Raw genomic sequence first — 25,048 nt, 5'->3', positions numbered from 1 at the left:
GGGCTGCTGCACCGGCAGACGGCGTTGGATGAAGCGCTCGATGTCGTTGAGAAGCGGGCGCTCCTCGCGATCGCAAAAGGAGATCGCACGACCCGAGGCGCCGGCACGCCCCGTGCGGCCGATGCGGTGCACGTAGCTCTCGGCCACGTTGGGTAGGTCGAAATTGATGACGTGCGAGATGCCGTCGACGTCGATGCCGCGCGCGAACACGTCGGTGGCGACGAGGACGCGGGTGGTGCCGTTTCGGAAGGCATCGAGCGCCCGCTCGCGCGCGCTCTGCGTTTTGTCACCGTGGATGGCGGCCGCGGCGATGCCCGCGCGGTCGAGCTGCGCGGAGAGGCGGCTGGCGCCGTGCTTCGTGCGGGTGAAGACGATGGCGCGCTCGACGTCGGCCTTGCGGAGCACGCTCTCGAGGACCTTTCGCTTGTCCGCGCGGTCGACGAACATGACCGACTGATCGACCCGCTCCGCGGTGGTGACCGCCGGCTTGATGGCCACGCGTGCCGGATTGCGCAGCATGGTGCGCGTGAGGGCCTCGATGGCGGGCGGCATGGTCGCGGAGAAGAAGAGGACCTGCTTCGTCGCCGGCAGCGCAGCAAAGACGCGGCGCACGTCGGGAAGAAAGCCCATGTCGAGCATGCGGTCGGCTTCGTCGAGGACGAAGTGCTTGACCTCGTCGAGGTGGAGGACGCCCTGGCGAAGGAAGTCGAGCAGGCGCCCCGGCGTGGCCACGAGAAGATCGGGCTGCGTGCGGAGGGCGGCCTCCTGCCGGTTCGGGTTCACGCCGCCGTACACGACGCCGTGGCGCACCCGGAGGTAGCGCCCGTACACGGACGCGCGCTCGGCGATCTGTGCGGCGAGCTCGCGCGTGGGGGTCAGCACGAGGGCGCGAATGGGCCGGTGCCCCGGCGGGGGCTCTGCGGCGAGGCGTTGAAGGATGGGGAGAACGAAGGCGGCCGTCTTGCCGGTGCCTGTTTGGGCGCACGCGAGCACGTCGCGTCCTGCGAGGGCGTGCGGGATAACCTCCGCTTGAACGGGGGATGGGGATGCGTATTTCTCGTCCAGAACGGCGCGCAAGAGCGGCGTGGACAGACCGAGCGGCGAAAACGCCGAGGTTTGGAGGGTCACTATAAGGATCTGCTCTTTCTAGTATCGCTTACGGCCTGCGGCGGAGGCCGGCAACGGCCCGTAAGTGCGCGCTCGCTCTACTCGACAGAGTGACGTTGGTCAAGGCCGTGTTATATGCCTGCGCCCATGCACGCGACTCTTCCACGTCTCTCGCGCGCCGCGCTCGTCACCGGGGGCGGCCGGCGCATCGGCCGGGCCATCGCCCTCGGCCTGGCTCGCCGCGGTTTTCGCGTGGCAGTGCACTACGGCCGCTCGCGGGCCGAGGCCGAGGCCGTCGTCGCAGAGATCACCGGCGAGGGCGGTCAGGCAGTGGCGCTCGCCGCCGATCTTTCGCGCGAGGCGGAGATGCACACCGTCGTCGGCCGTGCGATCGAGGCCATCGGCCCGCTGGGCTGCCTCGTCAACAACGCCTCCACGTTCGAGTACGACACAGTGGCCAACGCCACCCGCGAATCGTGGGATTTCCACTTGGAGACCAATCTGCGCGCGCCCTTCGTGCTCTCGCAGGACTTCGCGCGGACGCTTCCCGAGACGCACTCGGGGTGCATCATCAACCTGCTCGATCAACGGGTGTGGAACCTGTCGCCGAACTTCATCTCGTACACGGTCAGCAAGTCGGCCTTGTGGACCCTCACGCGGACGATGGCCCAGGCCCTGGCACCGCGCATCCGCGTGAACGCCGTCGGGCCCGGGCCCGTCTTGCCGAGCGTGCATCAATCGCCCGAGCAGTTCGCGCGCCAGGTCGAGCGGCTTCCGCTCCAGCGCGGCGCGAGCCCGGAAGAGATCAGCCAGGCCGTGAATTTTCTCATCGAAGCCCACTCCGTCACCGGGCAGATGCTCGCGCTCGACGGAGGTGAGCACTTGGGTTGGGCGCCCCCCGGCCCGGACGACCTCGAGGAATGACCATGTACGAGCGACACACGATGGCCGATGCAGGGCAGAAGCTCCGCCACGTTTTCATCCGTGACCTGATGATCCCTTGCTTCATCGGCGTGCCGGCGCCCGAGCGCGAACAAGCGCAACGCCTGCGCGTGAACATCGACCTGTCGGTGCGCGAGGATCCCGGCCCGCTGCCCGACGAGCTTCACGCGGTCGTCGACTACGAGAAAATCGTGAAGCGGGTTCGGGCCTGTGTGCGCGCGGCCCGGGTCAAATTGCTGGAAACCCTCGCCGAGCAGGTCGCCGTCATCGGCCTGGAGGATCCGCGCGTTCGGTTGGTGCGGGTGCGGCTGGAGAAACTCGACGTGTTTCCCGACGCCGCGGCGGCGGGCATCACCATCGAGCGCCGGCAGACGGAGTAGAACCATCGTGGAGATTTTCAAAGAGTTTCGCTTCGAGGCCGCACACCATCTGCCGCACACGCCCGAGGGGCACAAGTGCCGGCGGCTGCACGGGCACTCGTTTCGCGTGGAGATCCACGTCGAAGGCCCGCTCGCGCAGCCCCAAGGCTGGGTGATGGACTTCGCCGATCTCACCAAGGCCTTCAGCCCCATCCATGCCAAGCTCGATCATTACCTTTTGAACGAAATCGAGGGCCTCGAGAACCCGACGAGCGAAAACCTCGCCCGCTGGATCTGGGATCGCCTCAAGCCCGGTCTTCCGGGCCTCAGCCAAGTGGTGGTTCGCGAAACCTGCACCTCGGGCTGCGTCTATCGTGGCGCTTGAGAGCCCGGCGCTCACCATCGACGAGCACCTTCGTCCCGATGGCACGCTCCAAGGGACGCGCCTGTCGTCGTGTGAAGGTGGCGTTCGCATCGTGATCGATGGAGAGCTCGACGCGGAGTTGCCTTTGGCCGTGCTCGACCAGGTGATGGCTCGATATGGCAAGCCGCTCGCCGAGGACATTGCCCTCGAGGGTCCGCGCCTCACGTTGAAGAACGGCAGCGCACTCTGCATGCTGCGCCATCGCGCGCGCTACGATGTCATTGCGCGCGACTTCCTCGTGTACGTGCGCACCGGCGAGACGCCCCTGGTCGAGCTGTCGACGAGCGTGGCCGCAGCCCTCGCGCATTTGGCGCGCGCGGTCGGATCGAACACGCTTGTCCGGGATGATCATCTTCAATAAGAAGGGCAACAGAGCTTTCGTATCCTTTCTTTTCCCGACCGAAACATGCGCCTGGAGCCCGGACTCGAAGTCAACGGATACGACGCCGTTGCCAATGTCATCGCCGCTTTTCGATTGATACCGAAAATCGCGTATCGCATTTTCGCGAAGCACGGTTTGGGCATCATCGAGAAAGAGGGAAAGTTCGTTCCGGATCCGCGCAATTGGTGGCCGATGGAGAATTACCTGGCCGCTCTATTCGAGATCAGCGAGGCGGTCGGTCCGTCGAAGACGCTCACCATTGGAAAGCGGATTCCCGAGAATGCCGCACTCCCGCCGACGATCGTCGACATGCAGAGTGCCTTCGAGTCGATCGACGTGGCGTACCATTTGAATCATCGCAAAAATGGCAAGCTCATGTTCGACACGGCCACCGGGAAGATGACCGAGGGGATTGGCCATTATTGGTACCATCCGCACCCGGGCGAAAAGCGCATCACCATCGTGTGCGAAAACCCGTATCCGTGCGACATCGACCGAGGCATCCTCTTCGGATTCGCCTTGCGCTTCGAACCGTACGCGTTCGTCGAACACGTCCGCACGAACACCTGCCGCAAGCAAAGTGGCGCCAGCTGCGCCTATTCCATCACCTGGTGATTTGGCCCGAGTCCCACACGACCTGACCGCCCACCACGGTGAGTACGCTGGTCGTAGCAGGTAGATCGCTGGGGATGACGCGAAAGATGTCCTGCGAGAGCACCGCGAAGTCGGCGAACATTCCCGGTCCGAGCGTGCCCTTCTCGTGATCGGCGAACTCGACGTAGGCTGCGCCGCGTGTGTAGGCGAGGAGGGCCTGCTCGAGCGAAATCGCTTCCGAGGGGTGCGTGGGGTGCGTGATGGCGAAATACATGTCGAGCCACGGCGAGGCCACGGCACCGATGGAGTCGGTGCCAAAGGCCAGGCCGATGCCTTGCTCCAACAGGGAGCGAAGCGGCTGCATGGTGGACGCGCGCGGGGGGCCGAGGCGCTCGTGCATCAGATCGGGCAGCGCCAGGTGGAGAGGGTTTTGAACCACCGTCGCCTCGAGGCTGCGCAGCGAGGCGAAATGCTGCGGAAAAATGAGGTCACCGTGCTCGATACGAAAGCGGCGACCGCGCCACGCCCTCGGGCCGAAACTCCGCGCCGCATCGAGCACATCGTCCAGCGCGCCGTCGCCCACGGTGTGGAAGATCGGCTGCTCGCGCTGCTCACGCTGGCTGCGCAGACTGCGCCGGAGCATGGCGCGGAGGGCGGTGTCGGAGAAATTGAAGACGCCGCGAAAATCGGGTGCGTCGGCGTAGGGTGCTTCGAGAAAGGCGTTGCGCTCGAGCGGCGTGCCGTCGGTGATCCATTTCAACCCGCTGAGCGTGTTCTTCCCGGGCGATGTTCCTGCCGGCCATTGGCTGTCGCAAGGCTCGTCGACCGTGAGCGGAAAACAAATGGATCGCACTCGAATCGGAAGTGCGGCCATGGATAGCACGCTCGTGGCGCGCGCACGGGGGAGACCCAGGGGGATGTCCTGGATGCTCGTGTAGCCGAACTTGACGGCTTGGTTGGCGAACGCGCGGTACGACGCCACCAAATCCGCATCGCTCGTTCGGTCGAAGAGCCTGCGGTTCAACAGGTGCTCGGCGTACTCTTGGACCACGCCATTGATGACGTTCGAGCCGGCCACGCGGACGTAGCGGCCACCGAAGGGATCGGCCTCCGTCTCGGAGATGCCCAGGGTGCTCATCGCCCGGGTGTTGATCACCGTGCCATGCCCGGTCCACGAACGCAGAACCACGGGGTGGTCGGGCGAATCGGGATCCAGCGCAAAGCGCGTCGCATCGGGATCGGCCAAAATGGCCTCGCCGACGGTCACCACGAGCCACGTTCCCGGCGGGTGCGCCGTCGTTCCCTTGCGAACGATGTCCTTCACCTCGTCGAGATCGGGCCCCGGACCGGGCACGAAATCGCCCGTGTTCAATCGGGTGCCCGAGATCCCCAGCACGTGCGCATGCGCATCGTCGATGCCTGGCACCACGGTGCGCCCGCCAAGGTCGACCGCGTCGTAGCGTCGCTCGCGGAACTCACGCGCGTTCCCCACGAAGACAATCCGCGATCCGCACATGCCGATGGCCTCGGCATGCCCCTCACCGGTGAAGATCCTGCCGTGGTGGAAGAGCGTGCAATGCTTGCTGGATGTCATTTCGTCCGACGTCGTTTGGACCGACGGGTCGATATCCTTTTCTGCGCATCCAGCGATACCAACCAGCGCAACCAGCCATGAAATCTTTTGGAGAGTCCGCATTCGCGGGCACGACAGATAAAGCGAACATTCCCTAGTAGCTAGTGCATTCGATGTCGATATGACCTAATGAGTAGTCGAATATGCGTACCACGATTACTCCGCCGCAGCCCCATCCCGGTCCCCGCTGGTTGTACTTGCATGGTTTCGCTTCGGGTCCCCAATCGTCGAAGGGCGTCGCCATCGCCGACCATTACGCCGCGCGCGGCATCGCCGTGGAGCGTTTGAATCTGCGCGTTCCCTCGCTGGAGCATTTGCGCCTTTCCGCCATGATGCGCGTGGTGCGCGACGCCATCGGCAGCGCCGACGATCGCGTGGTGCTCTTTGGATCGAGCCTCGGCGGGCTCACGGCGTGCCGCGTGGCGGAAGAAGACCCGCGTGTGTGCGCACTGGTACTTCTCGCGCCAGCGTTTTGCATCGCACCGCGCTGGCGCGCGCGCCTCGGAGAGGACGATTGGCGCCGTTGGCAGGAGACCGACGCGCTCGAAATCGACGATCACGCCGAGAAAAAGCGCACCACCGTCGACTTCGGCTTCATCCGCGATCTCGAATCCATCGACACGCGCTCGGGCGGCTGGCCGCAGGTGCGCGTGCCCACGTTGATCGTGCACGGCATCTCGGACGACGTGGCCAGCATCGACTTGACCCGCGCGTGGGCGAAAGGAAAGCGCCACGTGCGCCTCGTGGAGGTGGACGATGGGCACGAGCTCGTGAAATCCCTGGGGCGCATCTGTGCGGAGGCCGACGCGTTTCTCCGCGTTTACGGCGTGGAAGCCTAACAAAATGCTTCCCGTCTTCCCGCCTTCCTGTGAATCTACGAGCTCATGATCGACGCGGGGTGGTGCATCGCCAGGTCCAGCGCCAGCTCCGCGGAAGATGCGATCTTGGAAATCGCCGGGCGGCTGGTGGCCCGGGGTAGGGTGCGCCCGTCCTTTGGACCGGCGTGCATCCTGCGCGAGAAACACTTGCCCACCGGCTTGCCGTTCGACGCCCCCGCCGTGGCGCTTCCCCACGTCGACGCGTCCCACGTCATCGCGTCGAGCGTGGCCGTGCTCACGCTCGATGCGCCCGTGGCGTTTCGCGAAATGGGCGCTCCGGAAACGGTGCTCGACGTGTCCATCGTCATCGTGCCGGCCTTCGCGACGACGGAGACGGCCCGCGAGCTCGCCGAGTTGGTGGCGGCGTTGCAAGATCGAGCGCTGCGCGAGGCACTCGCCGCCGCCGGCGATGCGGACGAACTCGCGCGCGTGCTCGGGGAGGCTCTCAAGGGGGGGTGACCATGTTGGAGGCGACGGTCCGCTACATTTTGGACTTGGGCGCGCCCGTGATGATGCCCATCTTCATCACGCTGTTCGGGCTCGTGCTCAAGCAGGGGATGGCGCGCTCGCTGCGCGCGGGACTCACCGTCGGCGTGGGCTTCGTGGCCATCGGCCTCGTGGTGGGGCTTCTCATCGGCGTGGTGGGCCCGCGCTCCATGGCCTTTGCCAGCGTGCTGGGCCTGAAGCTCGATGTGCTCGACGTGGGCTGGCCCATGGGCGCCGCGGTCTCCTTTGCATCGCCCATTTCGGCGGCGCTCATTCCGTCGGTGTTCGTCCTCAACGTCATTTTGGTGGCCACCCGCGTCACGCGCACGGTCGACGTCGACCTGTGGAACTATTGGCACTTCATCTACACGGGCGCCCTCATTCATGCGGCGACCCACTCCATCGTGTTGGGCGTCGTGGGGGCGTGCATCACGGCCTTCATCGTCTTCAAGCTGGCCGATTGGACCGCGCCGGCCATCGAGCACCATTTCGGTTTGCCCGGCATCTCCCTGCCGCACACGGAGAGCGTGAATTGGGCCCCGCTCATGTACGCGCTCGAGCGCATCGAACGGCGCATTCCAGGTCTCTCCAAATTGGAGATCCGTCCCGAGACCATCCGCGGCCGACTCGGCATCATGGGAGAGCCCATCTTCATGGGCGCGGCCCTCGGCGCGTTGATCGGCGCCCTCGGCGGAATCTCGCTATGGCGGGAACACCGCTATGGCGCGTGGTTCAAAGAAGTCTCCACGCTGGCCGTCACCATGGCGGCGGTGCTCATCGTGCTGCCCAAGGTCGTGGCCATCCTCATGGAGGGGCTCATCCCGGTTTCCGAGGGCGCGCGCGAATACCTGCGCAAGCGGCTCCCCGGGCACGACTTGTTCATCGGTCTCGATGCGGCCGTCGTCTTCGGGCACCCCGCCAACATGGCCGTGGCACTGCTTTGCGTGCCCATCATGCTCGTCGTTGCGGTGCTCCTGCCGGGCAATCGCCTGCTTCCGTTCGCCGACTTGGCCACGCTCCCATGTTTCGTCCTCTGGGCGGTGGCCGCTTCGCGCGGGAACATGGTGCGCGGGCTGGTGAACGCCATCCTGGTCATGGTGCCCATTCTCTGGATTGGCACCAGCCTGGGCCCGTTGACCACCGAGCTGGCGCACACGGCCGGGGTTCGTCCCGAGGCCACGACGCAGCTGGCCTCGCAGTACCAAGAATGGTCCGCCTTGGATCTGGGAAGCCACATCCTGCCCTGGATCGTGCTCAACCTCTTTCAGCCGGGCACACCCGGCTTTTGGCGCGCCCTCGCCGTCGGCGTGATTTACGCCGGCGCCTGGTATTGGGTACGCGGGGAGATGCGCGCACAATACAGAAACGAGATCGACGAGTTGGGCGGCACGAACGATATCGACGAAACAGACGAGGACTCGTGACGGACGAGCAGGCGATCGACATCGAGCTCCCCGAGCCACTGCACGCGCGCCCCGCGAGCATGCTCGTGCGGCTCGCGTCGCGTCAGAGCGCTGCCATCGAGATCGTCTTCGAGGAGCGGCGCGCCAATGCCAAAAAGATCCTCGAGGTGCTCAAGCTGGGCGCCGTTCGAGGCAGCACCGTGCGCCTCGTCGCACGCGGAGAACATGCCGCCCTGGCGCTGGAGCGCCTGTCCGATCTGATCCACCACGGATTCTCCACCGATGCGCTGCCCGAAATCGCCACGGCGGCCGCGCCAGGCATGGCCATCGGACGCGCCTCGCTGCTCCTCACCACCGTGGCCGAGGCCGCGCCGGAGTCGATGCCCGGTTACAGCATCTCGGACGACATTCCCTCGAGCCGGCGCCGCGTGCATGCTGCCTTCGCGCGCGCGCAGAGCGAACTGCATCGCATGATCGCGGGCTTGCCGCCGCCCGAGGCGCAGCTCTTCGAACCGCTCTTCGTCATCTTGACGGAGCTGATGAACGCCACCTTGCCGAACCTGGAGGCGGGCATGAGCGCCGTGCTCGCGCTCGACGCGGCCGCGGCCTCGGCGAGCACCGAGCGGAGCGATCTCGTTCGCGATGCACTGGAGCGCGTGCGCGCGGTGCTTCTCGGTGTCGATCTCGTCACCGCCGAGCTGCTCGCGGGCGAGGGCGATCGCATCCTCGTCACCCGCGTTCTGACGCCGTCGCTGCTCGTCGGCCTGCCGCGTTCCTTTCGCGGAATCATCGCGGAAGGCGACACCGGCCCGGGCTACACCTCGCACGCGGCCATCTTGGCACGCGGGCGAGGGCTTCCGCTGGTGTTCGCGCCCGCGCACGTGGTCTCGGCCATCCGGCGCGACGAGACCATCGTCATCGAGTGCACCGAGACATCGTGCCAATTCTGGAGCAGCCCCAGTGCAGAATTCCTCGAGGCCGCGCGCGCACGGCACGATGCATGGGTCGCGCAGAAGCGCCGCGACGAATCCATCGCGCACGCCGTGTGCTCGACGGGGCTGGTCACGCCGGTGCGGGCCAACGTCGGCACCTTGAACGAGCACATCCCGTCCATCGCCGATGGCGTTGGCCTCGTGCGAACGGAACTCCTCTTCAGCGGCCGCCGTTCCCCACCGGGCGAAACGGAGCAGGCCAGCGTGTACGCGGCCTTGGCGAACCGGGTCTCGGGCAAGCCGTGCATCGTGCGCCTCTTCGATGCGGGCGGCGACAAGCCGCTGCCGTGGCTGCCCGGAGATGCCCGGGGCGTGGAGCTTTTGCTCGCGCACCCACGCGTGCTCGAGGTGCAGCTGCGGGCCATCGATCGCGCGCGTGAACATGGAGACGTTCAGGTTCTCGTTCCCATGGCGCGATCGGCGCAGGACATTGCGCGCGTGCGCGCAGGTTTGGAAAGCGATGCACCGGTGGGCGCGATGATCGAGACACACGAGGCCGCAGGCGCCATCGAGTCCATCGCGCGCGTATCCGATTTCATCTCCGTTGGCACGAACGATCTTGCCTCAAGTGTGCTTGGCGTCGATCGTGCAGTATCGCCGGAGTTGTCGTTGCACGATGGGCGCCTCCTCGTCGTCATTCGCACCATCGTCGACGGAGCCCATGCAACGGGCCGAAAGGTCACGGTTTGTGGAGAACTCGCAGGACATCCGGAGATGGCACGGCAGCTCGTCGGCCTCGGCGTAGACGCTCTCAGCGTGGCATGTGAACGCATCGCGTCGGTCAAGGTGGCTTTGGGTGAAACCGAAGGTCCACGGAATCGGTGACAACCCCTTGCTGCGGCATCCATGCTCGGCGATTCTTGGAGCGTGAAGAAAATCTTGGTTGCTTGCGGCTCGGGGATCGCAACCTCCACGGTGGTCGTTCAAAAGCTGGGCGAGCTTCTTCGTGCGCGCGGGTTGTTCGTTCGAATCGAGCAATGCAAAGCCTCGGAAGTGGAAAGCAAAATCTCGGGCTTCGATCTGGTCGTTTCCACCACGGAAGTAGGCGACTCCAAGGGAAAACCCATCGTTCGAACCGTGAGCTTTCTCACCGGCATCGGTATCGACAAGGACATCGAGCGCATCGTCAAGCTTCTCAGCGCTTGAGCGTGGGCGAGGGATGCATCGGTTTTCGTACGCGCGGCGTCACTATTGCGTATCGCTGGTCGGCCAAGATGCGCTGCTCGCAGCCGTGTTCGTGGCGCTGCTCGAGTGGACACCCGAGGGCACCCTCGGCTCCGTAGCCGTCGCCCTTCGCGTGGCCATTCCCTTGGTCCTCGCTTGGGGCGCACTCACGCTGCACTTCCCGAGTCAGATCGAGCTCGACGATTCCACACTGACATTCCGTCGCTATGGACGTCGTCACAGTTTCGATATGCACGAGGTCGCGTCCATTCGCGTGCGCCGCTTCCTCGTTCGCGATCGCGTGCTCGTTCGAATCGCCCCAGCCCCGCCATGGCAGGGTCGCTATTGGCTCCTGCGCGACCTCGAGGGCTTCGAGGAACTCGTTGGAAAGCTCGAGGCGCTCGGTAACCAGAAGAGAATTTCACATGAAGGCGGGAAGGCGGGAAGGGGTTAGGATTTCCGCTGGGACCGGTTTCCCCAATCAAAAAACCTTCCCGCCTTCCCGCCTTCATGTGAAATCTCCCTCGACAACGCCGCGATCGGTGGATGGATTTGACGCTGGGCGTTTGTTCAGTATGTTGATGGGCATGATGCCGCGTCGGTACTGGCCTCCATTGTTGACCCGTCTCGCTGTCGAAATCGAAGGTGCTGCGCGTGATTTGCGAACGCTCTCGCACGAAGCCCAATCCACTCCATTGGCGAAGTGTCCCGCGCCGGTCTCGACGCTGGCGGAGCAAATCGAAGGTGTCGCATCGCGTCGTGGATTGCAGAGTGAGCTTCACGTCTACGAAGGGCGCGTGGGCATGCGCGATGTATGGATCTTCGAGCTGACGGTTTTCACTCCCGACTCGTCGGAACAGCGAAAATTGCGAAATTGGAGGTAGTCCCGAACGTACGTGCGGTGAGAAGCTGCGCTTTCCGACCATGATCTCCGCCGCCGAAAAGAAGCCTCTTTACAAGATACTGTACGTCCAGGTCCTCTTCGCCATCGCGTGCGGCGTGGTGCTTGGTTACGTGCGGCCCCAGCTCGCCGTCGAGATGCGCCCGTTCGGTGATGGCTTCATCAAGCTTATCAAGATGATCATTGCGCCGGTCATCTTCTGCACCATCGTCGCCGGTATTGGCGGCATGCAGGACATGAAGAAGATCGGGCGCATCGGTGGCAAAGCGCTTCTGTACTTCGAAATCGTTTCCACCTTTGCGCTGGGCATTGGATTGGTCGTGGCCAACGTGATCAAACCCGGCGCCGGCTTCAATGCCGACCCGCACACGCTGGACACCAAGGAAATCGCCGAATTCACCACCCGCGCCAAAGGGCAGCATACGGTGGATTTTCTGCTGAACATCATCCCCACCACGGTGGTGGACGCCTTCGCCAAAGGCGAGATTTTGCAGGTGCTGCTCCTCGCGATTCTCTTTGGTTTCGCGGTGAGCGCGCTCGGTGAACGCGGCAAACCGATTTTGCATTTCATCGAGCTCGGCGCAAAAGCGATATTCGGAGTGGTCAATATCATCATGAAGGTGGCGCCCCTCGGGGCCTTTGGCGCCATGGCCTTCACCATTGGCAAGTACGGCATCGCGTCGCTTCTTCCGATGGCCAAGCTGATGGGGTCCGTCTACATGACGTGCATCCTCTTCATCGTGGTGGTGCTCGGCGCCATTTCGCGCATGGCGGGGTTCAGCGTGCTCCGGCTCATCGCCTTCATCCGCGAGGAGCTGCTCATCGTGCTCGGGACGAGCTCCTCGGAGAGTGCACTGCCCAAGCTGATGACCAAGCTGGAATGGGTCGGCTGTTCCAAGTCGGTCGTCGGTTTGGTGGTGCCCGCGGGCTATTCGTTCAACCTCGACGGCACGAACATTTACATGACGATGGCGGCGCTCTTCATTGCGCAGGCCACCAATACGCACCTTACCCTGGGGCAGGAGCTCACCATTTTGGTCGTGGCCATGCTCACCTCCAAGGGTGCCTCGGGGATCACCGGGGCGGGCTTCGTCACCTTGGCCTCGACGCTCGCCGTCGTGCCCGACGTTCCCGTGGCAGGGATGGCGCTCATCCTGGGCATCGATCGCTTCATGAGCGAGGCCCGCGCGCTGACGAACATCATCGGCAACAGCGTGGCCACGGTGGTGGTCGCACGATGGGAAAATGAGCTCGACCGCGACAAACTCGCCGAGCGCCTGAAGCTCGATCCGGAGCGGCTCGAAATGGCCGCAGAAGCCGCAGAAGCCACACCGGAAGCGCCGGCCGCCGGACCAGCAGGTGAGGGGGCATAATCCTATGGTAACCGCCGACGCCACGCCCTCCGAACGCGCGCGCGAATCCCATGACGTCGGCTGGCGTCTGCGCGCCATTTTCGGTGGCTCCATCGGCAACTTGGTCGAGTGGTACGATTGGTACGCGTACTCGGCCTTTTCCCTGTATTTCGCGCCGGCGTTCTTCCCGAAGGGCAGCCAGACGGCGCAGCTTCTCAACACGGCGGCCATTTTCGCGGTGGGCTTTCTCATGCGCCCCATCGGCGGCTGGGTCTTCGGTCGCTACGCCGACCGGGTCGGCCGCAAGGCTGCGCTCACGTCGTCGGTGTTTCTCATGTCGTTCGGCTCGTTGATGATCGCGCTCACGCCGGGCTACGCGACCATCGGCATCGCCGCGCCGGTGATGCTGGTCACGGCGCGCCTGCTTCAGGGCCTCTCGGTCGGCGGCGAATACGGCACCTCGGCCACGTACCTGAGCGAGGTCGCCACCCGCGATCGGCGCGGCTTCTATTCGAGCTTTCAATACGTCACGTTGGTCGGCGGCCACCTCGCCGCGTTGGCCGTGCAGCTCGTGTTGCAACGCTTGGTGCTCACCCCCGCGGAGTTGTCCGCATGGGGATGGCGCATCCCCTTCGCCATCGGCGCCGTTCTCGCCATCGTGGCTCTCTACCTGCGCCGCCGCCTCGAGGAGACCGAATCGTTCAATGCCCAAAAAGGGGACCAAGGAGAGAAGCGCGAGCGCAAGGGCACCATCGCCGAGTTGATGCGCCATCCGAAGGCGCTCCTCCTGGTCGTGGGCCTCACCTTGGGCGGCACCGTCGCGTTCTACACGTACACCGCGTACATGAAGAACTTCCTCGTGAACTCCGTGGGCATGCCCAAGGACACCGCGACGTTGCTCGCCTTCGTTTCGCTCTTCCTCTACATGCTCATGCAGCCGCTGTTCGGCTTCGTCTCGGACCACATCGGCCGGCGTCCGCTGCTTCTCGGCTTCGGCATTCTCGGCACCCTGGGCACCGTGCCCATTCTCACCGCCTTGAGCGAGACGAAGAGCACCTGGGTGGCCTTTGCCCTGATGATGATCTCCCTGGTCATCGTCAGCGGCTACACGTCGATCAACGCCATCGTGAAGGCGGAACTGTTCCCCACCGAAATCCGCGCCCTCGGCGTCGGACTCCCATACGGCATCACCGTGGCCATCTTCGGCGGCACCGCCGAATACGTGGGCCTTTGGTTCAAAGACAAAGGCCACGAGCCGTATTTCTACTGGTACGTGAGCGCGTGCATCTTCGTGTCGCTCATCGCATACCTGCGCATGACCGACACGAAGAAGACGTCACTGCTGGATAGGGATACCTGACCCGCGCCGTCGGACTACGTCGTTTGATCGCTATTCGTTGAGCTCGTCTTGTGTGAAGCGGTCGACGTCGACGAAGTTTCCGTTGATGATCTCCCACTTGACGTAACCGCTGCGGATGTCGCCCTTTTCGTCGAAATCCACGGTGCCGGACGCACCGTCGTAGTCGATGGTTCCACCCCCGGCCAGCACGCTCAACCCCAAGGCGATGGAGTCGGGCCGCACGAGTTGCACCTGGCCCGACTTGCCGGGTTTATCGGCCGGATATCCGCGCGATACCTCGACGAGCGCATTGCGAATTGCCTCGGCATTGTCGGCGGTTTTGGCCTTTTGAATGGCGAGGGCAATGAGGGCGGCCGCGTCGAAAGCGCTCGAGGCGAACGGCGGGGGATCATCTGCCGCGTCTCCCGGACCGCTCTGAGCGTGGAAGATGCGGCTGAATGCGGCGAAGGATTGCGTTCGAGGCCGTGTGTCCGGCACCACGCCAATCATGTTTTCGACCAGCTTGAGGTTGCCCACGTCCCGGAGGAATCCCGGATCGTAGGTCGCGTCCGTGCCGATCAATTGCAGCTTTTCCGTCGGTTTGTATTGAGCTTTGAGCTCGATGATCAAGGCCGCCGTAACTTGCTCGTACGTGACGAAGAGCACGCAGTCCGGTAGGGGACGGGCCGCGCGAATCTTCTGAACGGCCTGCGTGTACTGGCTTTGTTGACCTGTATCGACCTTGAGCGTGTTCTGCTCCCCAATGAGGGGAATGAAGTACTCGGAAAACCCGAGCCCCAATGGATCCGACGCGTAGACGAGGAACGGTGCACTGCAACGCGCCTTGGTGCCTCCATCCGTTCCGTCAGACACCTGTTCCTGCATCCTCTTTTTCATGGCGATCCGCTGGAAAACATCGGAAGGCGCCGTGCGATAGAGGTATCGGCTTGGCCAGGGTTGCTGGAGATCGCTGATGCCTACACCGGTGGACCAGGCTGAAATCTGGAGAATCGGGACAGGAAAGGTGATCTTTTGCGCTTCGGTGGTTTGAACGCTGGCCCCCGGCCCGATGATGGCCGAGACCTTCCTGTCACGGAACCCATTGAACACTTCTTTCAGGGTCGCGAAGCCGTTGTCGTCCGCATTGCTGCTTCGGTCGTCCTGCACGTCCAACCGGAGCGGCCGGCCGAGAACACCGCCCTTCGAGTTGATCAGATCGATGGCGGTTTGAGCGCCCTGTGCCATGGCCTTGCCGACGCCCGAATAGCCGCCCGTCAACGCCGCCGACATTCCGATCGTGATCGTATCCTGACTCGCAGGAGGCACGTCCTCTTTCGAACACGCGACTTGGTCCAAGAGCAACGTGGAGCCACAAGCCCCAAAGAGAACGATCGCCCCAATGCGCGAAAGTGAGACTTTTCTGTTCATGATTGCACCGTTATTTCAAGGGCAGGGGGCGCCGCCGCAATAAGCCGTCGGGACGAGTTGCTGGCCCTTCGCGGGATCGGACGGACGCAGCGCAAAGTACGCAGCCGCGGCGCCACCTGCGACGACGGCGCCGGCCACGATCCAGAAGATTGGGCTTGCGAAGATCGACGACGAATGGTCGTTCTGGCCTCCGTCACTCCCAGCGAGCGCTCCGGCGGGTGCCGACGCCGGCGCCTCGATGACGATAGGCTTCGCGGGGCTGCCGCTCTCGAACAGCACGCTGTCGTTCGCGTCCAATCCTTGCGCGTAGATTTCCAGGTAGGTCGACTTGTCCTTCGGTGGCGGAACCACGAGGGTCGTCGTGGCGGTCGCCCCGGAGGTTTTGACCGTGAAGGGATCGCTTCCCTCCCAGTGGTAGCCGACCACCACCTTGCTTGCCATCCGCATGGGATCGCGCAAGGTGACCGTGACGCGGGTATCGCTGCTGCGATGGACTTGCGCCGTCGCTTCGATGCCCGGTTTGATCGATTGCGCACTCCAGGACCCGCGCGCCTCGAAGTATGGCGCTTTCACACGCGGGCTCATGTTCTGGTCGATCTTGAAGTCGGGATCGATGGCGATCAACTTGACGAAAATATCGCGTGCGACATTGGCGTGGCCCACGACGGCATGTGCGGTTGCCAAGTTGCGGTAGGTGCGAATGAGTTGCTCGTGCGTCAGCCCATTGCGCTTCGAGATGCGTTCGAGCACCGGGATCGCCGCTTCGAAGTCGACGTTGGCGACCAACTTTTCGGCCTCGGCCAATTCATCGTCGACGCCAGCGGCACTCACGGCCGTGGGTGCACCCTGCGCGAAGCTGAGAGGCATCGCGAGTTGCGATGCACACGTGACCAAGACAACGAAGGTGTTGGTTCGGATTCTTCTTGGGATCGATAAGCATTTCATGTCGTCTAGACCTTCCGCACCGGGATGAAAGCCTCGTCCTCGGAGGCCCCGCCCCTCGTCCCCACGAGGTTGGGCGTATAGAGTCGACACATCCTAGAGTGCGGAGTCTCTCAAAAGGTGGGCACCGCCGCAAGTTTCAGCAATGATAGGATGCACTATGGTAGGTTCGGCAAAAGGGGTGAGTTCCGTGCGAGTGACTTCCTTTCTGTTCTCCATCCTGGTGGCGTCATCGTTCGTCGCGGTGGGCTGCAGCTCAAGCGAGGATCCCCCCACCCAAGGGGAGCTCAAAATTAACTTTTCGAATCCCCAACTGGCCGTCGTCACGCAGAAGCTCGAGATTTTCGTGTTTCCCAACGGCAGCGACACTCAGTGCAACGACCTAGTGACCGGGCGTACGGCCACCGGAAAATGGCGAGACGTGTGGACGAAGTCGAGCCAGCCCTTCGACACGTGCACGCTCGTTCGCGCTCCGAGCAGCGTAAAGGTGCCGGAAGTCAATTTTGGCAAAGTCGCCGTCGGCGTGGTGGGCCTCGGTGCAGACGGCAAAGACGTGATGGTTGGCTGCTCCAAGCTGACGCTAGGATCGGGCAGTTTCGCGGAGCCGATTACCCTGGTTCCCGTAGACCCGAATGCGGCCCAAAAATTGATCAACGGCACGACGTGCACCGCGTTGACGAAGTTCTGCGCGGGCGAGTGTCAGTAGAATATTCGTGCAGATCGCGACCGCGCTCGAACGACATCGAGCGCGGTACGCGGCAAGCTCTCCGCTGAAAAGCGCTACTTCAATCCAAGACGCCGATTCAGCGTCTCGCCGCTCTTGATCGTCACCGGGTAGGTCTGTTTCAAACCCTGCTCCGGATTCTCGAGCACGAGGACGTGATCGCCCGGCGGCAATGCGAGGCGCACGATCGGCGTTTGGCCGAGGGCACGGCCGTTTTCGGACACGTGCGTCCACGGGTAGGTGTCGATCGTGAGGAATCCCGGCGGGCCTGCGGGCGCAGGTTCGACGGATGGCGCAGGCTCTTTGGCGGCGGCGGCCGAGCCCTTGCTGCCGCGTGAGGGACGCGACCAGGAGGACGGGGCTTCGGACTTGTCCTTCTCCAGGACGACGAGGGCCTCTTTGTCGGCCTCCAACGTGATGCCGATGGTCTTCGGCGTGTAGCCCTTGGCTTCCGCCCGGATCGTGTGCACCGAGTTCTTCACCAGCGAGAGGATCTGCGGATTCGCGTCCAGCGGTGTGGTGCTGTCGTCGAGGTACAGCTTTGCGCTGCTCGGTTCCGCCCGGACGAAGACGGTGACCTTCAACGCGTTGGGCTCCTGCGTCGAGATCTCCGAGGTCGCGGGAAGCTTGTGCTCGCCGGCCTTGGCCAGACCCGTGTCCGCAAGCTGCTCGTTCTTGCGCGCGAAAATCAACCATACGGCGACGAGGCCGGCAAAGGCCAACACGGCCAGCGCGAGGAAGGCGACCTTGCGCCGCGGCTGCGGCTGCTGCGCGGTGATGCGCGAACGGCTCATCGTCGCGCCGGAGGCCGACGTCAGGTCCGGATAGAGCGATTGGCCTACCGGGAGGTGCGGATCGCTTTCGCTCCGGGCCGCCGAAATGAGCGGAATCGAGGGCAGAATGCCCACTTGGGACGCCGACGTGCTGCCCAAATGCGGGTATTCGCCCGTGAGCAATTCCGCCTTGGCGAGCTGACGATCGATCAACGCCTGGCGTTCGGCCCGGGGCTCGGCGAAGAGCATTTGCATGTAGCCGACGATGGGCTTGAGGCCCTTCGAGCCGGGGAGGCTTGCCAGGTAAGCTTCCAGATCCGCCTGGAGCTCGAGACAGGTGGCGTACCGATCTTCCTTGCGGTGGGCCATGGCCCGGCGGCAGATGAGATCGATCGCGTGGGGCACGTCAGGATTCACGTCCCGCGGCATGGGAACTTCGCCCGCGAGGCAAGCGCCCATGACTTCGATGTCGCTTTTGCCCTTCCAGAGTGGCTCGCCGACGGCAGCCTCCCAGATGGCGACCCCGAGCGCGAAGATGTCGGCCCGTCGGTCCACGTTGTTGCCCGTGAGTTGCTCGGCGGGCATGTAACGCACCTTGCCCTTGAAGGTGCCGACCTCCGTCTCGTGCGTGGAGGTGCGCGCCTTGGCGATTCCAAAATCGAGGATTTTGACCTGCCGATCAAACGTCACGAAGATGTTGTGTGGCGAGACATCCCGATGAACTAGGTTGAGCGCCGAGCCGTCGAAGTCCTTCGCTTCGTGGGCATAGTGCAGGCCGGTCATCGCATGGACGAGCACCTCGTAATGCATCCACAATGGAAGCTGCGACCCCAGCTTGCGCCCCTGGGCGATGACTTTGCTGAGCGGGTACCCGTCCAGGTACTCCATGACGATGATGTCCCGCTCTTCTTCGTGAACGACTTCGTACGTCTGGACGACGTTCGGGTGATTGAGGCGGGCAGCGACCCGAGCCTCGTCGATGAACATGCCCAGCAAGCCCGGGTTCGCTGCGACGTTGCTGCGGGGCACTTTCAAGACAACGAGCTTGTTGAAGCCGCGCTGCCCCATCATGACCGCGAGGTACACCTCGGCCATGCCGCCCGCACCGAGCTGCGCGATGATTCGGTAACGACCGATTGTCGGAAGCACCATGCTGCTACTGGCCCGGTTGGGCTCCCCCATGCCACCTCTCCACTGCCGCTAGAACGCTTAGAACGGAGCTGCTCGGGATACTTCCCATAAAAAACTTCGACATTAGGCTAACACGACATTCGCCGTAACGCTCAAAAGCTGAGCAGACTACCCCCAAAGTTTTTTCGAGGTGGGAGGCGGACCGAGGCGGGCCAAGGCCGTCGCCCACGCGCATCGAGAGCAGCCGAACCGCAGGACCCTCGAAAAACAGGCTGCATGTCGCACGGATGGTCACTCGAGTTGCCGTCAGTCGATTGGCAAAGGTTCGTTTGGCATCTCGTCTGCGAAGTCGGCCTGGCCTTGCAGGTCTTGCTGGTTCTGCAGGTTTTCCAGATTTTGCGTCACCGATGCGAGGTGCGCTCGGGCGTGCTCCAAGATGGCTTCGTTGTCGGTTCGTAATGCCCACTCCGCCACCAATGCAGGAAACGATGCCCAACGCTCTGCGGCGTGGGCTACGAGCCCAGGCCACGTTCTCCCACCCCACATCGCAAATCGTTCGACGAGCCGTTCGAGGGGCCTGCGTCCGAAGCAGCCGAAGAACATCGCAAAGTCGATGCAGGGATCGGTGACGCACGCCTCGGTCCAATCCAGGATACCCGAAAGCCGTCCTTCCGCGTCCAGCAGCATGTGACCCGGATGGAGATCGCCATGAACCAAGGTCAAGTAATCCGGCCATAAGCCATCGTTCTCGAGCCAGCGATGCCAGCGTGACCAAATGGCATCGCTCGGTGCGAGAGCGGCCCGCGTTTCATCCATGGATCGGGCGAGGGCGATGCGGGCAGCCTCGATGGGCTTGGTCGGAATGCCGGCCTCTCGGGCGGAGGCCTCCTCGACACTTTGCAGCGCGGCGAGTGCGCCGGCGAACGAATCGAGGAACAACTCCGATGGGGCCGTTGGATCCAGATGCCATTGTGGCGCACCGGATCCATCGAGCGTGACCGCCGGGGTGCCGGGAAGCCGCGGATACGCGATCACGTCGTCGGCGTGGATTCGCCATTCGGGAATGGCCACCGGCAGCTTGGGCGCGAGGAGCTCGAGCGCGCGCGCTTCGATGCGGGCGGTCTCGAGGAGCTCCGGGCGGCGGGGCGTGCGCACGACCCAGCACGTGCCCGATGCGTCCTTGGCGTGCACCACCAGGAAATCGAGCCCGGTCTTGTCGAAATCGTCGTGATCCGCCGTGAGCTCGAGACCATGTTGGCCGGCGGCATCGAGGAGGGCTTGAACCGAATCGATCATCGGCGCAGCCGCGTCCCGCGCATCCTGGCCTCCACCATCAGGCAGCGATCCTGCACGACGGTGATTCCGCTCTCCGCGAGGCGCTCGGCGAAAGCATCGTGGCGGATGCCTTGTTGGAGCCACACGCTTGCGGGCTTGGCAGCGAGGATGTCGTCGAGATGGGGCATCAGATCTTCCGGGCGGCGGAAGACGTTCACCATGTCGACCGGTGGCGGCACATCCGCAACACGGCGGAAGACGGGGCGGCCAAGGATGATCTTTGCATCCGGGTAATAAACGGGGACGGGTATGACGTCGAAGCCCGCGTTCAGCATGTACTGCGGCACGTAAAAAGCTGGCTGATTGGCCTGCGCTTCCGTCTTGATGCCGAGCACCGCGATGCGGTGCGTGCGTGCGAGCAGCTCTTCGATCCCCTGCGGATCGTCGATGACCATCGGATGCATGCATCTTCCATAGAGCATCGGGCCGACCCTAGCATCCCGAACATGACGAACGACTCGTGGGCTGTGGTGGATGACTACATCGCGAACGCGCTCATTCCTGCGGATGACGCGCTCGAGGCCACGCTCGAAGCAAGTGTTGCGGCCGGTTTGCCGGCGATCCAGGTCTCGCCGGCACAAGGTAAGTTTCTGCATCTCCTCGCACGCATCGCGGGGGCGAAGTCCATCTTGGAAATTGGCACGCTCGGCGGGTACAGCACGATCTGGCTCGCGCGTGCGCTTCCCCCGAATGGGCGCCTCGTCACGTTGGAGGCGGATCCGAAGCATGCCGAGGTGGCTCGCGCGAATTTTGCACGCGCCGGCCTCGACAAGGTCATCGACCTGCGGCTTGGGCTGGCGTTGGAAACATTGCCGAAAATCGCGGCCGAGAACCGCGGCCCGTTCGATCTGGTGTTCATCGACGCCGACAAGACGAACAACGTGGGCTACTTCGACTGGGCGCTCAAGCTCGCCCGCAGCGGCAGCATCATCGTGGTCGACAACGTGGTGCGCCACGGCGCCGTGGTGGATGCATCGAGCAAGGACGCCGCCGTTCGCGGAGTCCGTCGCCTCTACGAGCGCCTCTCCAACGAAAAACGGGTGAACGCAACCGCGCTGCAGACCGTCGGCGTCAAAGGCTACGACGGCTTCGTGCTCGCAGTCGTCGAGTAGGAAACGTCCACCTGAGGAATGGACAGGGAGATCGGGAGATCGGGAGATCGGGAGTTTTTGATCAAAAATCACTGCTCCCGATCTCCCGATCTCCCTGTTCAAATCAAACCGGCCACCGAGAGCGCCGCGGGCACTACACCTCCGTGAATCGGACGTCGTGTTCGGTGTCTGGGGCGGCGAAGGCGAGTAAGGCCTTACCTTCGCGTTCGAGGGCGGCTTGGTCCTTTTTGGAGAGCCGCACGAAGGGCCCGATGGCCAGCGAGGCGCGGCGGCGCGTTTGGGTGAGCTTCCAGGTCGCGCTCACCATGCCGTCGACGAGGACCGCGGGGCGCATGCCGTTGGCCACGTAGACGTGCGGGCGGTGTTCTTCGGCGATGAGATGCGTGCGAACCGCGTGCGACAAGAGCAAATTGTCGTACTCCGGCAAAAAGCGCGGCGGGGCAGGGATCTCGGGATCCGGCCGAGGCGCGTCGGGAAGGTCGAACAGCTCGCGACCTGCCTCGTCATGGAAGACGCGCAGTCGCGGGCGCAGCCGCTCGAAGGCGTCCTGCAGCTTGGTGAGCCCCGACCAGATCTGGGCATCGCGCACGCTGGCGGGCCCGAAGGCGGCAAGATAACGCAGAATCATCGCGTCGGGCTCGGAGGATGCGCTGTCGAAGCTGCGGGCGAGCCACGACTCGGCCGTCGTGCTCAGGGCCTGCCCGCCCTTTCCCCAGACGCCGCGCGGCGGCACCTGAATGAGCGGCACGAGCAGGCGAACGGCGTAGGCGAGCGCGTGGGCGTCGTACTTCGGCCAGCGCGCGCGCAAAAGCTCGCCCAATTCCGCCAAGGTGCGCGGTTGTTGCTCGAGCAAGGATCGCGCGGTGGCCACGAGCTCGCGCTCGTCGATGCCCGCAATGTCGCGGCCGTACGTCGTGCCGACGCTGAGCGCGCGCTCCTGCACGGCGGCCACGACGGGCCGGAACGCGAGGCAATCGCGCGCGGTGACCAGGTGCACCGTGGAACGCATGAGGGCGATGCGCACGGCGCGGCGCTTTTCGATCAGCACCGACAAAGCGTCGGGGCGAAAGCCGGCCAGGCGGGTCCACAAGCCGAAATAGGGCGCGTACGGCGACTGCGCCTGCATGCCGGCGAGCCGCTCGATCGCCTTCGAGGCGGTGATCGCGTGGCGTTCGAGCAGCATTTGTCGATCGAGGAGGGCGCGGTTCAAGGCGCGTGGACCGAGCACTTTCATTCGCGCCGCGGGCATGGCATTCACCTTATTCCATGATCCGCCACGCCCACGTGCTCGAAATCGTCGATCTCTACGCCGAGCGATTCCCCGAGCGTGCCGCCGGTCTCGAGCCTTTGCGCGCGCTCATCGCGGAAGGCGGCGAGGTCACGTCACGCCACGAGTTTCGCGGGCATGTGACCTGTGGTGCGGTGGTGCGCGATGCCGAGGGGCGCGTGCTCTTGGTGCACCATCGCGCGCTCGATCGATGGCTCATGCCCGGCGGGCACCTGGAGGCGGTCGACCGCACCTTGCTTGGGGCCGCGGCGCGCGAGCTGGCGGAGGAGGTCGGCTTCCCGCCCGAGGCGCTGCGGGTACCGCTCGTGTGGCACGAGGTGCCGGTTCACATCGACCGTCACGGGATACCGGCCAACCCGAAGAAGGGCGAGCCGGCCCACGAGCACTGGGATTTTCGCTACCTCTTCGAGGTCGCGGACACGGCCATCACCTTGCAGGCCGAGGAGGTGCTCGATGCCGCGTGGCGCGCACCGGCGGAGCATTCGCAGCAGCTGGTCGACATTCTCGAGGCAGCCAAGGCACCTTAGGCCCGCGTTGCTTCGATGAGCCACGCCTTCGGCGGCTCGCCCTGCGGAAAGGGGCCGATTTGCAGAGAACGCCCGTAACGAAGCGCGAGTTCGTCGTGCGGGGAGACGCGGGAGACCCACCCCAGTCGTGCCATCCACGCATCGGGGTTCTCGATGAACGACTGCCATGGGGCGCCGCCCTGTGCGAGCCGCGAAAGAACGGCCCCCATCGCATCGAGGGTCGCTCGGTTGACGTGTTCCACGCCGAGCCAACTGCCCGGTGCCGATAGCTGCGTGACGCGTTCGAGCAAGCGATCGCCATCGTCGTTGGTCAGGTAGAAGAGGAGCCCCTCGACCAGCCACGCCGTGGGTGACGCGGTATCGAAGCCCGCCTCGACCAGGGCCGCGGGCCAGTTGTCGCGCAGATCCGCCGGAACGAGGACGCGATCGCAGTCGCGACGTGCCCGCAGCGTCGAGAGCACGCTCTCCTTGAAGCGCAGCATGGTGGCCAGCTCCACCTCGAAAAGACGCACCTCCCGCGGTAGCTGCAGGCGAAACGCCCGCGCATCGAGGCCCGCCGCCAGGGTCACGATCTGCCGGCAGCCCGCACGGCACGCCTTCAATAGGTACTCATCGAAGAACCGCGTGCGCACGGCGAAGTAATCCGTGGGGGCCGCCGGCATCGTGTCGCTGGCCATGCCCTCGGCCTGCGCAGCTGCCACGAAGGCCCCCGCGAACGGATCATCGAAGAGGCGATCGGGTCGCGCATGCTCCAAAGAGCGGTGGTACGCGACGATCAGGGCGGTCGTTTCGATGAAGGACAGCTCATTCGCACTAGATTCGGAAGGTACGAAATTCGTTTTATTGCCCGACATGGATTCACCTTCTTGCGCATGCAGCGCGCTCAGACTTTGCTCGCGATCTTGCGAAACAACTTGATGAACGCGCCGCGATCGTCCCCGTTGGGCAGCGCGTCCAGGATGCGGCGCATGATCATGCGCTCGACACGATGGTGCTCCTGCTGGAGCTCCACGCCTTTGTCGGTGAGCTCGATGCGGTAGGACCTCTTGTCCGTCGGGTGGATGGCCCGGCGCAGCAGGTCCCGCTTTTCGAGCCGGTCGATGATGCTCGTGAGGGTGCTTTGCGGGACCTGGAGAAACTCCCGCATCTCGGCCAAGGTGTGGTCGGGTTTTTCCTCGGCGAAGGACAGTGCGTGCAAGTCGAGGTAGCCAATGCCGGCGAGCTTTTCGGACCACAGGTCCAAACGCGCCACGTGCATGCGCAGAAGCAGCGCATGCACGGCCTCGTTCAGCTCTTCGACGTCGCGATCGACTTTGGCCATCTCGATACTACGAACTTCGTAGCAAACGAGTTGCGTAGCGTCAAGGCGAGACCGCAATTCACTTGCGATAGGGAGGGCCTTTGAGCTCGACGACGTTGCCGTCGGGATCGCGCACGTAGATCGAGGGACCTTCGCCCTCGGCGCCGAAGCGGGGCGCGACCTCGCCGGCATCGATGCCGAACGTGGCCAGGTGCTTCACGATGCCCTTTTCGTCCCAGGGATCGATGCGGAAGCAGAAATGGTCGATGTTGCGCCCTTCCTCGCCGGGCGGCGCACCGCCGGCGCGACCGAGCTTTCCGTCGAGCGGCACGAGATCGACCATGGAGGTGCCGGCGCGGAGCTGGATGAGACCGATTTCGTCCTGCCGCCGTTCGATGCGACAGCCGAGCACGTCGCAGTAGAAACGCAACGACGCGTCCAGGTCGACGACGCGCACGACGAGGTGATCGATTTCTCGGATCCGAATCATGGATGAAGTCTCCTCAAAGGGGGCAAGGGTGACGTTTGCCGA

At 64.1% G+C, this 25,048-nt stretch carries 26 protein-coding genes and 1 pseudogene; 16 read left to right on the top strand and 11 right to left on the bottom strand.

Annotated elements, in window-relative coordinates; translation table 11 throughout:
• Positions 1-9: 9 nt before the first annotated feature.
• A pseudogene (locus LZC95_21700) lies at positions 10-1,128 on the bottom strand (DEAD/DEAH box helicase).
• Between the two features lie 126 nt (positions 1,129-1,254).
• Between LZC95_21700 and LZC95_21695 the strand changes: the two are divergent.
• The 5 genes from LZC95_21695 to LZC95_21675 are packed head-to-tail and all read left to right on the top strand — an operon-like array spanning position 1,255 to position 3,829.
• Positions 1,255-2,031 carry an SDR family oxidoreductase gene (locus LZC95_21695; GenBank protein WXA99422.1) on the top strand — a complete coding sequence of 259 codons (777 nt, stop codon included), beginning with the start codon at positions 1,255-1,257 and terminating at the stop codon, positions 2,029-2,031.
• Between the two features lie 2 nt (positions 2,032-2,033).
• Positions 2,034-2,429: a dihydroneopterin aldolase gene (locus tag LZC95_21690; protein ID WXA99421.1), complete on the top strand. Its 396-nt coding sequence runs from the start codon at positions 2,034-2,036 to the stop codon at positions 2,427-2,429.
• 7 nt (positions 2,430-2,436) lie between these two features.
• Complete coding sequence (gene queD / locus LZC95_21685) at positions 2,437-2,793, top strand: 6-carboxytetrahydropterin synthase QueD (protein ID WXA99420.1); 357 nt, start codon at positions 2,437-2,439, stop codon at positions 2,791-2,793.
• Positions 2,783-3,193, top strand: coding sequence for a hypothetical protein (locus LZC95_21680; GenBank protein ID WXA99419.1), 411 nt, complete (start codon positions 2,783-2,785; stop codon positions 3,191-3,193). Before queD ends, LZC95_21680 begins: the two co-directional genes overlap by 11 nt.
• 45 nt (positions 3,194-3,238) lie before the next feature.
• Positions 3,239-3,829 (top strand): hypothetical protein, encoded by a 591-nt coding sequence (locus tag LZC95_21675; GenBank protein WXA99418.1) that lies wholly within the window; start codon positions 3,239-3,241, stop codon positions 3,827-3,829.
• On the opposite strand, the gene LZC95_21670 is transcribed toward LZC95_21675, so the two are convergent.
• Complete coding sequence (locus LZC95_21670) at positions 3,819-5,402, bottom strand: amidohydrolase (protein ID WXA99417.1); 1,584 nt, start codon at positions 5,400-5,402, stop codon at positions 3,819-3,821. The two genes, LZC95_21675 and LZC95_21670, sit on opposite strands and share 11 nt — an antisense overlap.
• 182 nt (positions 5,403-5,584) lie before the next feature.
• Here LZC95_21670 and LZC95_21665 point away from each other — a divergent pair, with 182 nt between their 5' ends.
• The 8 genes from LZC95_21665 (at position 5,585) to LZC95_21630 (ending at position 13,977) form a co-directional block, all read left to right on the top strand.
• The gene (locus LZC95_21665; GenBank protein WXA99416.1) at positions 5,585-6,280 is read left to right on the top strand and encodes an alpha/beta fold hydrolase; all 696 of its coding nucleotides are present in this window, start codon (positions 5,585-5,587) and stop codon (positions 6,278-6,280) included.
• A gap of 45 nt (positions 6,281-6,325) precedes the next feature.
• Positions 6,326-6,778 carry a PTS sugar transporter subunit IIA gene (locus tag LZC95_21660; protein ID WXA99415.1) on the top strand — a complete coding sequence of 151 codons (453 nt, stop codon included), beginning with the start codon at positions 6,326-6,328 and terminating at the stop codon, positions 6,776-6,778.
• Between the two features lie 2 nt (positions 6,779-6,780).
• Positions 6,781-8,229 (top strand): hypothetical protein, encoded by a 1,449-nt coding sequence (locus LZC95_21655; protein WXA99414.1) that lies wholly within the window; start codon positions 6,781-6,783, stop codon positions 8,227-8,229.
• A complete protein-coding gene (locus tag LZC95_21650) occupies positions 8,226-10,025 on the top strand; it encodes an HPr family phosphocarrier protein (protein ID WXA99413.1) in 1,800 nt (599 codons plus the stop codon). The genes LZC95_21655 and LZC95_21650 overlap by 4 nt, the downstream gene beginning before the upstream one ends.
• A gap of 21 nt (positions 10,026-10,046) precedes the next feature.
• Positions 10,047-10,346 carry a PTS sugar transporter subunit IIB gene (locus tag LZC95_21645; GenBank protein ID WXA99412.1) on the top strand — a complete coding sequence of 100 codons (300 nt, stop codon included), beginning with the start codon at positions 10,047-10,049 and terminating at the stop codon, positions 10,344-10,346.
• Positions 10,347-10,359: 13 nt separating this feature from the next.
• Positions 10,360-10,818: a hypothetical protein gene (locus tag LZC95_21640; GenBank protein ID WXA99411.1), complete on the top strand. Its 459-nt coding sequence runs from the start codon at positions 10,360-10,362 to the stop codon at positions 10,816-10,818.
• A 470-nt stretch (positions 10,819-11,288) separates the two neighbouring features.
• Positions 11,289-12,638, top strand: coding sequence for a dicarboxylate/amino acid:cation symporter (locus LZC95_21635; GenBank protein ID WXA99410.1), 1,350 nt, complete (start codon positions 11,289-11,291; stop codon positions 12,636-12,638).
• Positions 12,639-12,642: 4 nt separating this feature from the next.
• Entirely contained in the window at positions 12,643-13,977 is a 1,335-nt protein-coding gene (locus LZC95_21630; GenBank protein WXA99409.1) for an MFS transporter, read from the top strand.
• Between the two features lie 30 nt (positions 13,978-14,007).
• Here the strand turns inward: LZC95_21630 and LZC95_21625 are convergent, their stop codons facing one another.
• Positions 14,008-15,384: an ABC transporter substrate-binding protein gene (locus LZC95_21625; protein WXA99408.1), complete on the bottom strand. Its 1,377-nt coding sequence runs from the start codon at positions 15,382-15,384 to the stop codon at positions 14,008-14,010.
• Positions 15,385-15,399: 15 nt separating this feature from the next.
• The gene (locus LZC95_21620) at positions 15,400-16,251 is read right to left on the bottom strand and encodes a hypothetical protein (GenBank protein WXA99407.1); all 852 of its coding nucleotides are present in this window, start codon (positions 16,249-16,251) and stop codon (positions 15,400-15,402) included.
• A gap of 265 nt (positions 16,252-16,516) precedes the next feature.
• On the opposite strand from LZC95_21620, the gene LZC95_21615 reads away from it, so the two are divergent.
• The gene (locus LZC95_21615; GenBank protein WXA99406.1) at positions 16,517-17,032 is read left to right on the top strand and encodes a hypothetical protein; all 516 of its coding nucleotides are present in this window, start codon (positions 16,517-16,519) and stop codon (positions 17,030-17,032) included.
• Positions 17,033-17,106: 74 nt separating this feature from the next.
• On the opposite strand, the gene LZC95_21610 is transcribed toward LZC95_21615, so the two are convergent.
• The 3 genes from LZC95_21610 to LZC95_21600 all read right to left on the bottom strand — a co-directional run bounded on the left by LZC95_21610 (position 17,107) and on the right by LZC95_21600 (position 20,693).
• Positions 17,107-19,005 carry a protein kinase gene (locus LZC95_21610; protein WXA99405.1) on the bottom strand — a complete coding sequence of 633 codons (1,899 nt, stop codon included), beginning with the start codon at positions 19,003-19,005 and terminating at the stop codon, positions 17,107-17,109.
• Positions 19,006-19,260: 255 nt separating this feature from the next.
• Positions 19,261-20,250 carry a macrolide 2'-phosphotransferase gene (locus LZC95_21605; protein ID WXA99404.1) on the bottom strand — a complete coding sequence of 330 codons (990 nt, stop codon included), beginning with the start codon at positions 20,248-20,250 and terminating at the stop codon, positions 19,261-19,263.
• Complete coding sequence (locus LZC95_21600; protein WXA99403.1) at positions 20,247-20,693, bottom strand: CoA-binding protein; 447 nt, start codon at positions 20,691-20,693, stop codon at positions 20,247-20,249. Before LZC95_21600 ends, LZC95_21605 begins: the two co-directional genes overlap by 4 nt.
• Positions 20,694-20,735: 42 nt before the next feature.
• Between LZC95_21600 and LZC95_21595 the strand changes: the two genes are divergently transcribed.
• Positions 20,736-21,401, top strand: coding sequence for an O-methyltransferase (locus tag LZC95_21595; GenBank protein ID WXA99402.1), 666 nt, complete (start codon positions 20,736-20,738; stop codon positions 21,399-21,401).
• Positions 21,402-21,534: 133 nt separating this feature from the next.
• Here the strand turns inward: LZC95_21595 and LZC95_21590 are convergent, their stop codons facing one another.
• The gene (locus LZC95_21590; GenBank protein WXA99401.1) at positions 21,535-22,650 is read right to left on the bottom strand and encodes a winged helix DNA-binding domain-containing protein; all 1,116 of its coding nucleotides are present in this window, start codon (positions 22,648-22,650) and stop codon (positions 21,535-21,537) included.
• 17 nt (positions 22,651-22,667) lie between these two features.
• On the opposite strand from LZC95_21590, the gene LZC95_21585 reads away from it, so the two are divergent.
• Positions 22,668-23,216 (top strand): NUDIX domain-containing protein, encoded by a 549-nt coding sequence (locus LZC95_21585; GenBank protein WXA99400.1) that lies wholly within the window; start codon positions 22,668-22,670, stop codon positions 23,214-23,216.
• Here the strand turns inward: LZC95_21585 and LZC95_21580 are convergent.
• Genes LZC95_21580 through LZC95_21570 form a run of 3 tightly spaced genes read right to left on the bottom strand, consistent with a single transcriptional unit; the run spans position 23,213 to position 25,006 of the window.
• Entirely contained in the window at positions 23,213-24,070 is an 858-nt protein-coding gene (locus LZC95_21580; GenBank protein ID WXA99399.1) for an SAM-dependent methyltransferase, read from the bottom strand. The genes LZC95_21585 and LZC95_21580 overlap by 4 nt on opposite strands.
• Positions 24,071-24,099: 29 nt before the next feature.
• Complete coding sequence (locus LZC95_21575; protein ID WXA99398.1) at positions 24,100-24,537, bottom strand: MarR family transcriptional regulator; 438 nt, start codon at positions 24,535-24,537, stop codon at positions 24,100-24,102.
• 58 nt (positions 24,538-24,595) lie between these two features.
• Positions 24,596-25,006, bottom strand: coding sequence for a VOC family protein (locus tag LZC95_21570; protein ID WXA99397.1), 411 nt, complete (start codon positions 25,004-25,006; stop codon positions 24,596-24,598).
• Positions 25,007-25,048: the final 42 nt, after the last annotated feature.

The organism is Sorangiineae bacterium MSr12523, assembly GCA_037157775.1.
In the GTDB taxonomy this organism is placed as follows: Bacteria; Myxococcota_A; Polyangia; order Polyangiales; family Polyangiaceae; genus Pendulispora; species Pendulispora brunnea.
The sequence above is the reverse complement of the archived record's forward strand: the minus strand, read 5'-3'. Positions and strand labels throughout refer to the sequence as shown.

Coding starts and splice junctions, on each gene's coding strand:
- LZC95_21695 (WXA99422.1), top strand. CDS start 1,255: ATGCACGCGACTCTTCCACGTCTCTCGCGCGCCGCGCTCGTCACCGGG.
- LZC95_21690 (WXA99421.1), top strand. CDS start 2,034: ATGTACGAGCGACACACGATGGCCGATGCAGGGCAGAAGCTCCGCCAC.
- LZC95_21675 (WXA99418.1), top strand. CDS start 3,239: ATGCGCCTGGAGCCCGGACTCGAAGTCAACGGATACGACGCCGTTGCC.
- LZC95_21670 (WXA99417.1), bottom strand. CDS start 5,402: ATGACATCCAGCAAGCATTGCACGCTCTTCCACCACGGCAGGATCTTC.
- LZC95_21665 (WXA99416.1), top strand. CDS start 5,585: ATGCGTACCACGATTACTCCGCCGCAGCCCCATCCCGGTCCCCGCTGG.
- LZC95_21660 (WXA99415.1), top strand. CDS start 6,326: ATGATCGACGCGGGGTGGTGCATCGCCAGGTCCAGCGCCAGCTCCGCG.
- LZC95_21655 (WXA99414.1), top strand. CDS start 6,781: ATGTTGGAGGCGACGGTCCGCTACATTTTGGACTTGGGCGCGCCCGTG.
- LZC95_21645 (WXA99412.1), top strand. CDS start 10,047: ATGCTCGGCGATTCTTGGAGCGTGAAGAAAATCTTGGTTGCTTGCGGC.
- LZC95_21640 (WXA99411.1), top strand. CDS start 10,360: ATGCATCGGTTTTCGTACGCGCGGCGTCACTATTGCGTATCGCTGGTC.
- LZC95_21635 (WXA99410.1), top strand. CDS start 11,289: ATGATCTCCGCCGCCGAAAAGAAGCCTCTTTACAAGATACTGTACGTC.
- LZC95_21630 (WXA99409.1), top strand. CDS start 12,643: ATGGTAACCGCCGACGCCACGCCCTCCGAACGCGCGCGCGAATCCCAT.
- LZC95_21625 (WXA99408.1), bottom strand. CDS start 15,384: ATGAACAGAAAAGTCTCACTTTCGCGCATTGGGGCGATCGTTCTCTTT.
- LZC95_21620 (WXA99407.1), bottom strand. CDS start 16,251: ATGCCTCTCAGCTTCGCGCAGGGTGCACCCACGGCCGTGAGTGCCGCT.
- LZC95_21610 (WXA99405.1), bottom strand. CDS start 19,005: ATGGGGGAGCCCAACCGGGCCAGTAGCAGCATGGTGCTTCCGACAATC.
- LZC95_21605 (WXA99404.1), bottom strand. CDS start 20,250: ATGATCGATTCGGTTCAAGCCCTCCTCGATGCCGCCGGCCAACATGGT.
- LZC95_21600 (WXA99403.1), bottom strand. CDS start 20,693: ATGCATCCGATGGTCATCGACGATCCGCAGGGGATCGAAGAGCTGCTC.
- LZC95_21595 (WXA99402.1), top strand. CDS start 20,736: ATGACGAACGACTCGTGGGCTGTGGTGGATGACTACATCGCGAACGCG.
- LZC95_21590 (WXA99401.1), bottom strand. CDS start 22,650: ATGCCCGCGGCGCGAATGAAAGTGCTCGGTCCACGCGCCTTGAACCGC.
- LZC95_21585 (WXA99400.1), top strand. CDS start 22,668: ATGATCCGCCACGCCCACGTGCTCGAAATCGTCGATCTCTACGCCGAG.
- LZC95_21580 (WXA99399.1), bottom strand. CDS start 24,070: ATGTCGGGCAATAAAACGAATTTCGTACCTTCCGAATCTAGTGCGAAT.
- LZC95_21575 (WXA99398.1), bottom strand. CDS start 24,537: ATGGCCAAAGTCGATCGCGACGTCGAAGAGCTGAACGAGGCCGTGCAT.
- LZC95_21570 (WXA99397.1), bottom strand. CDS start 25,006: ATGATTCGGATCCGAGAAATCGATCACCTCGTCGTGCGCGTCGTCGAC.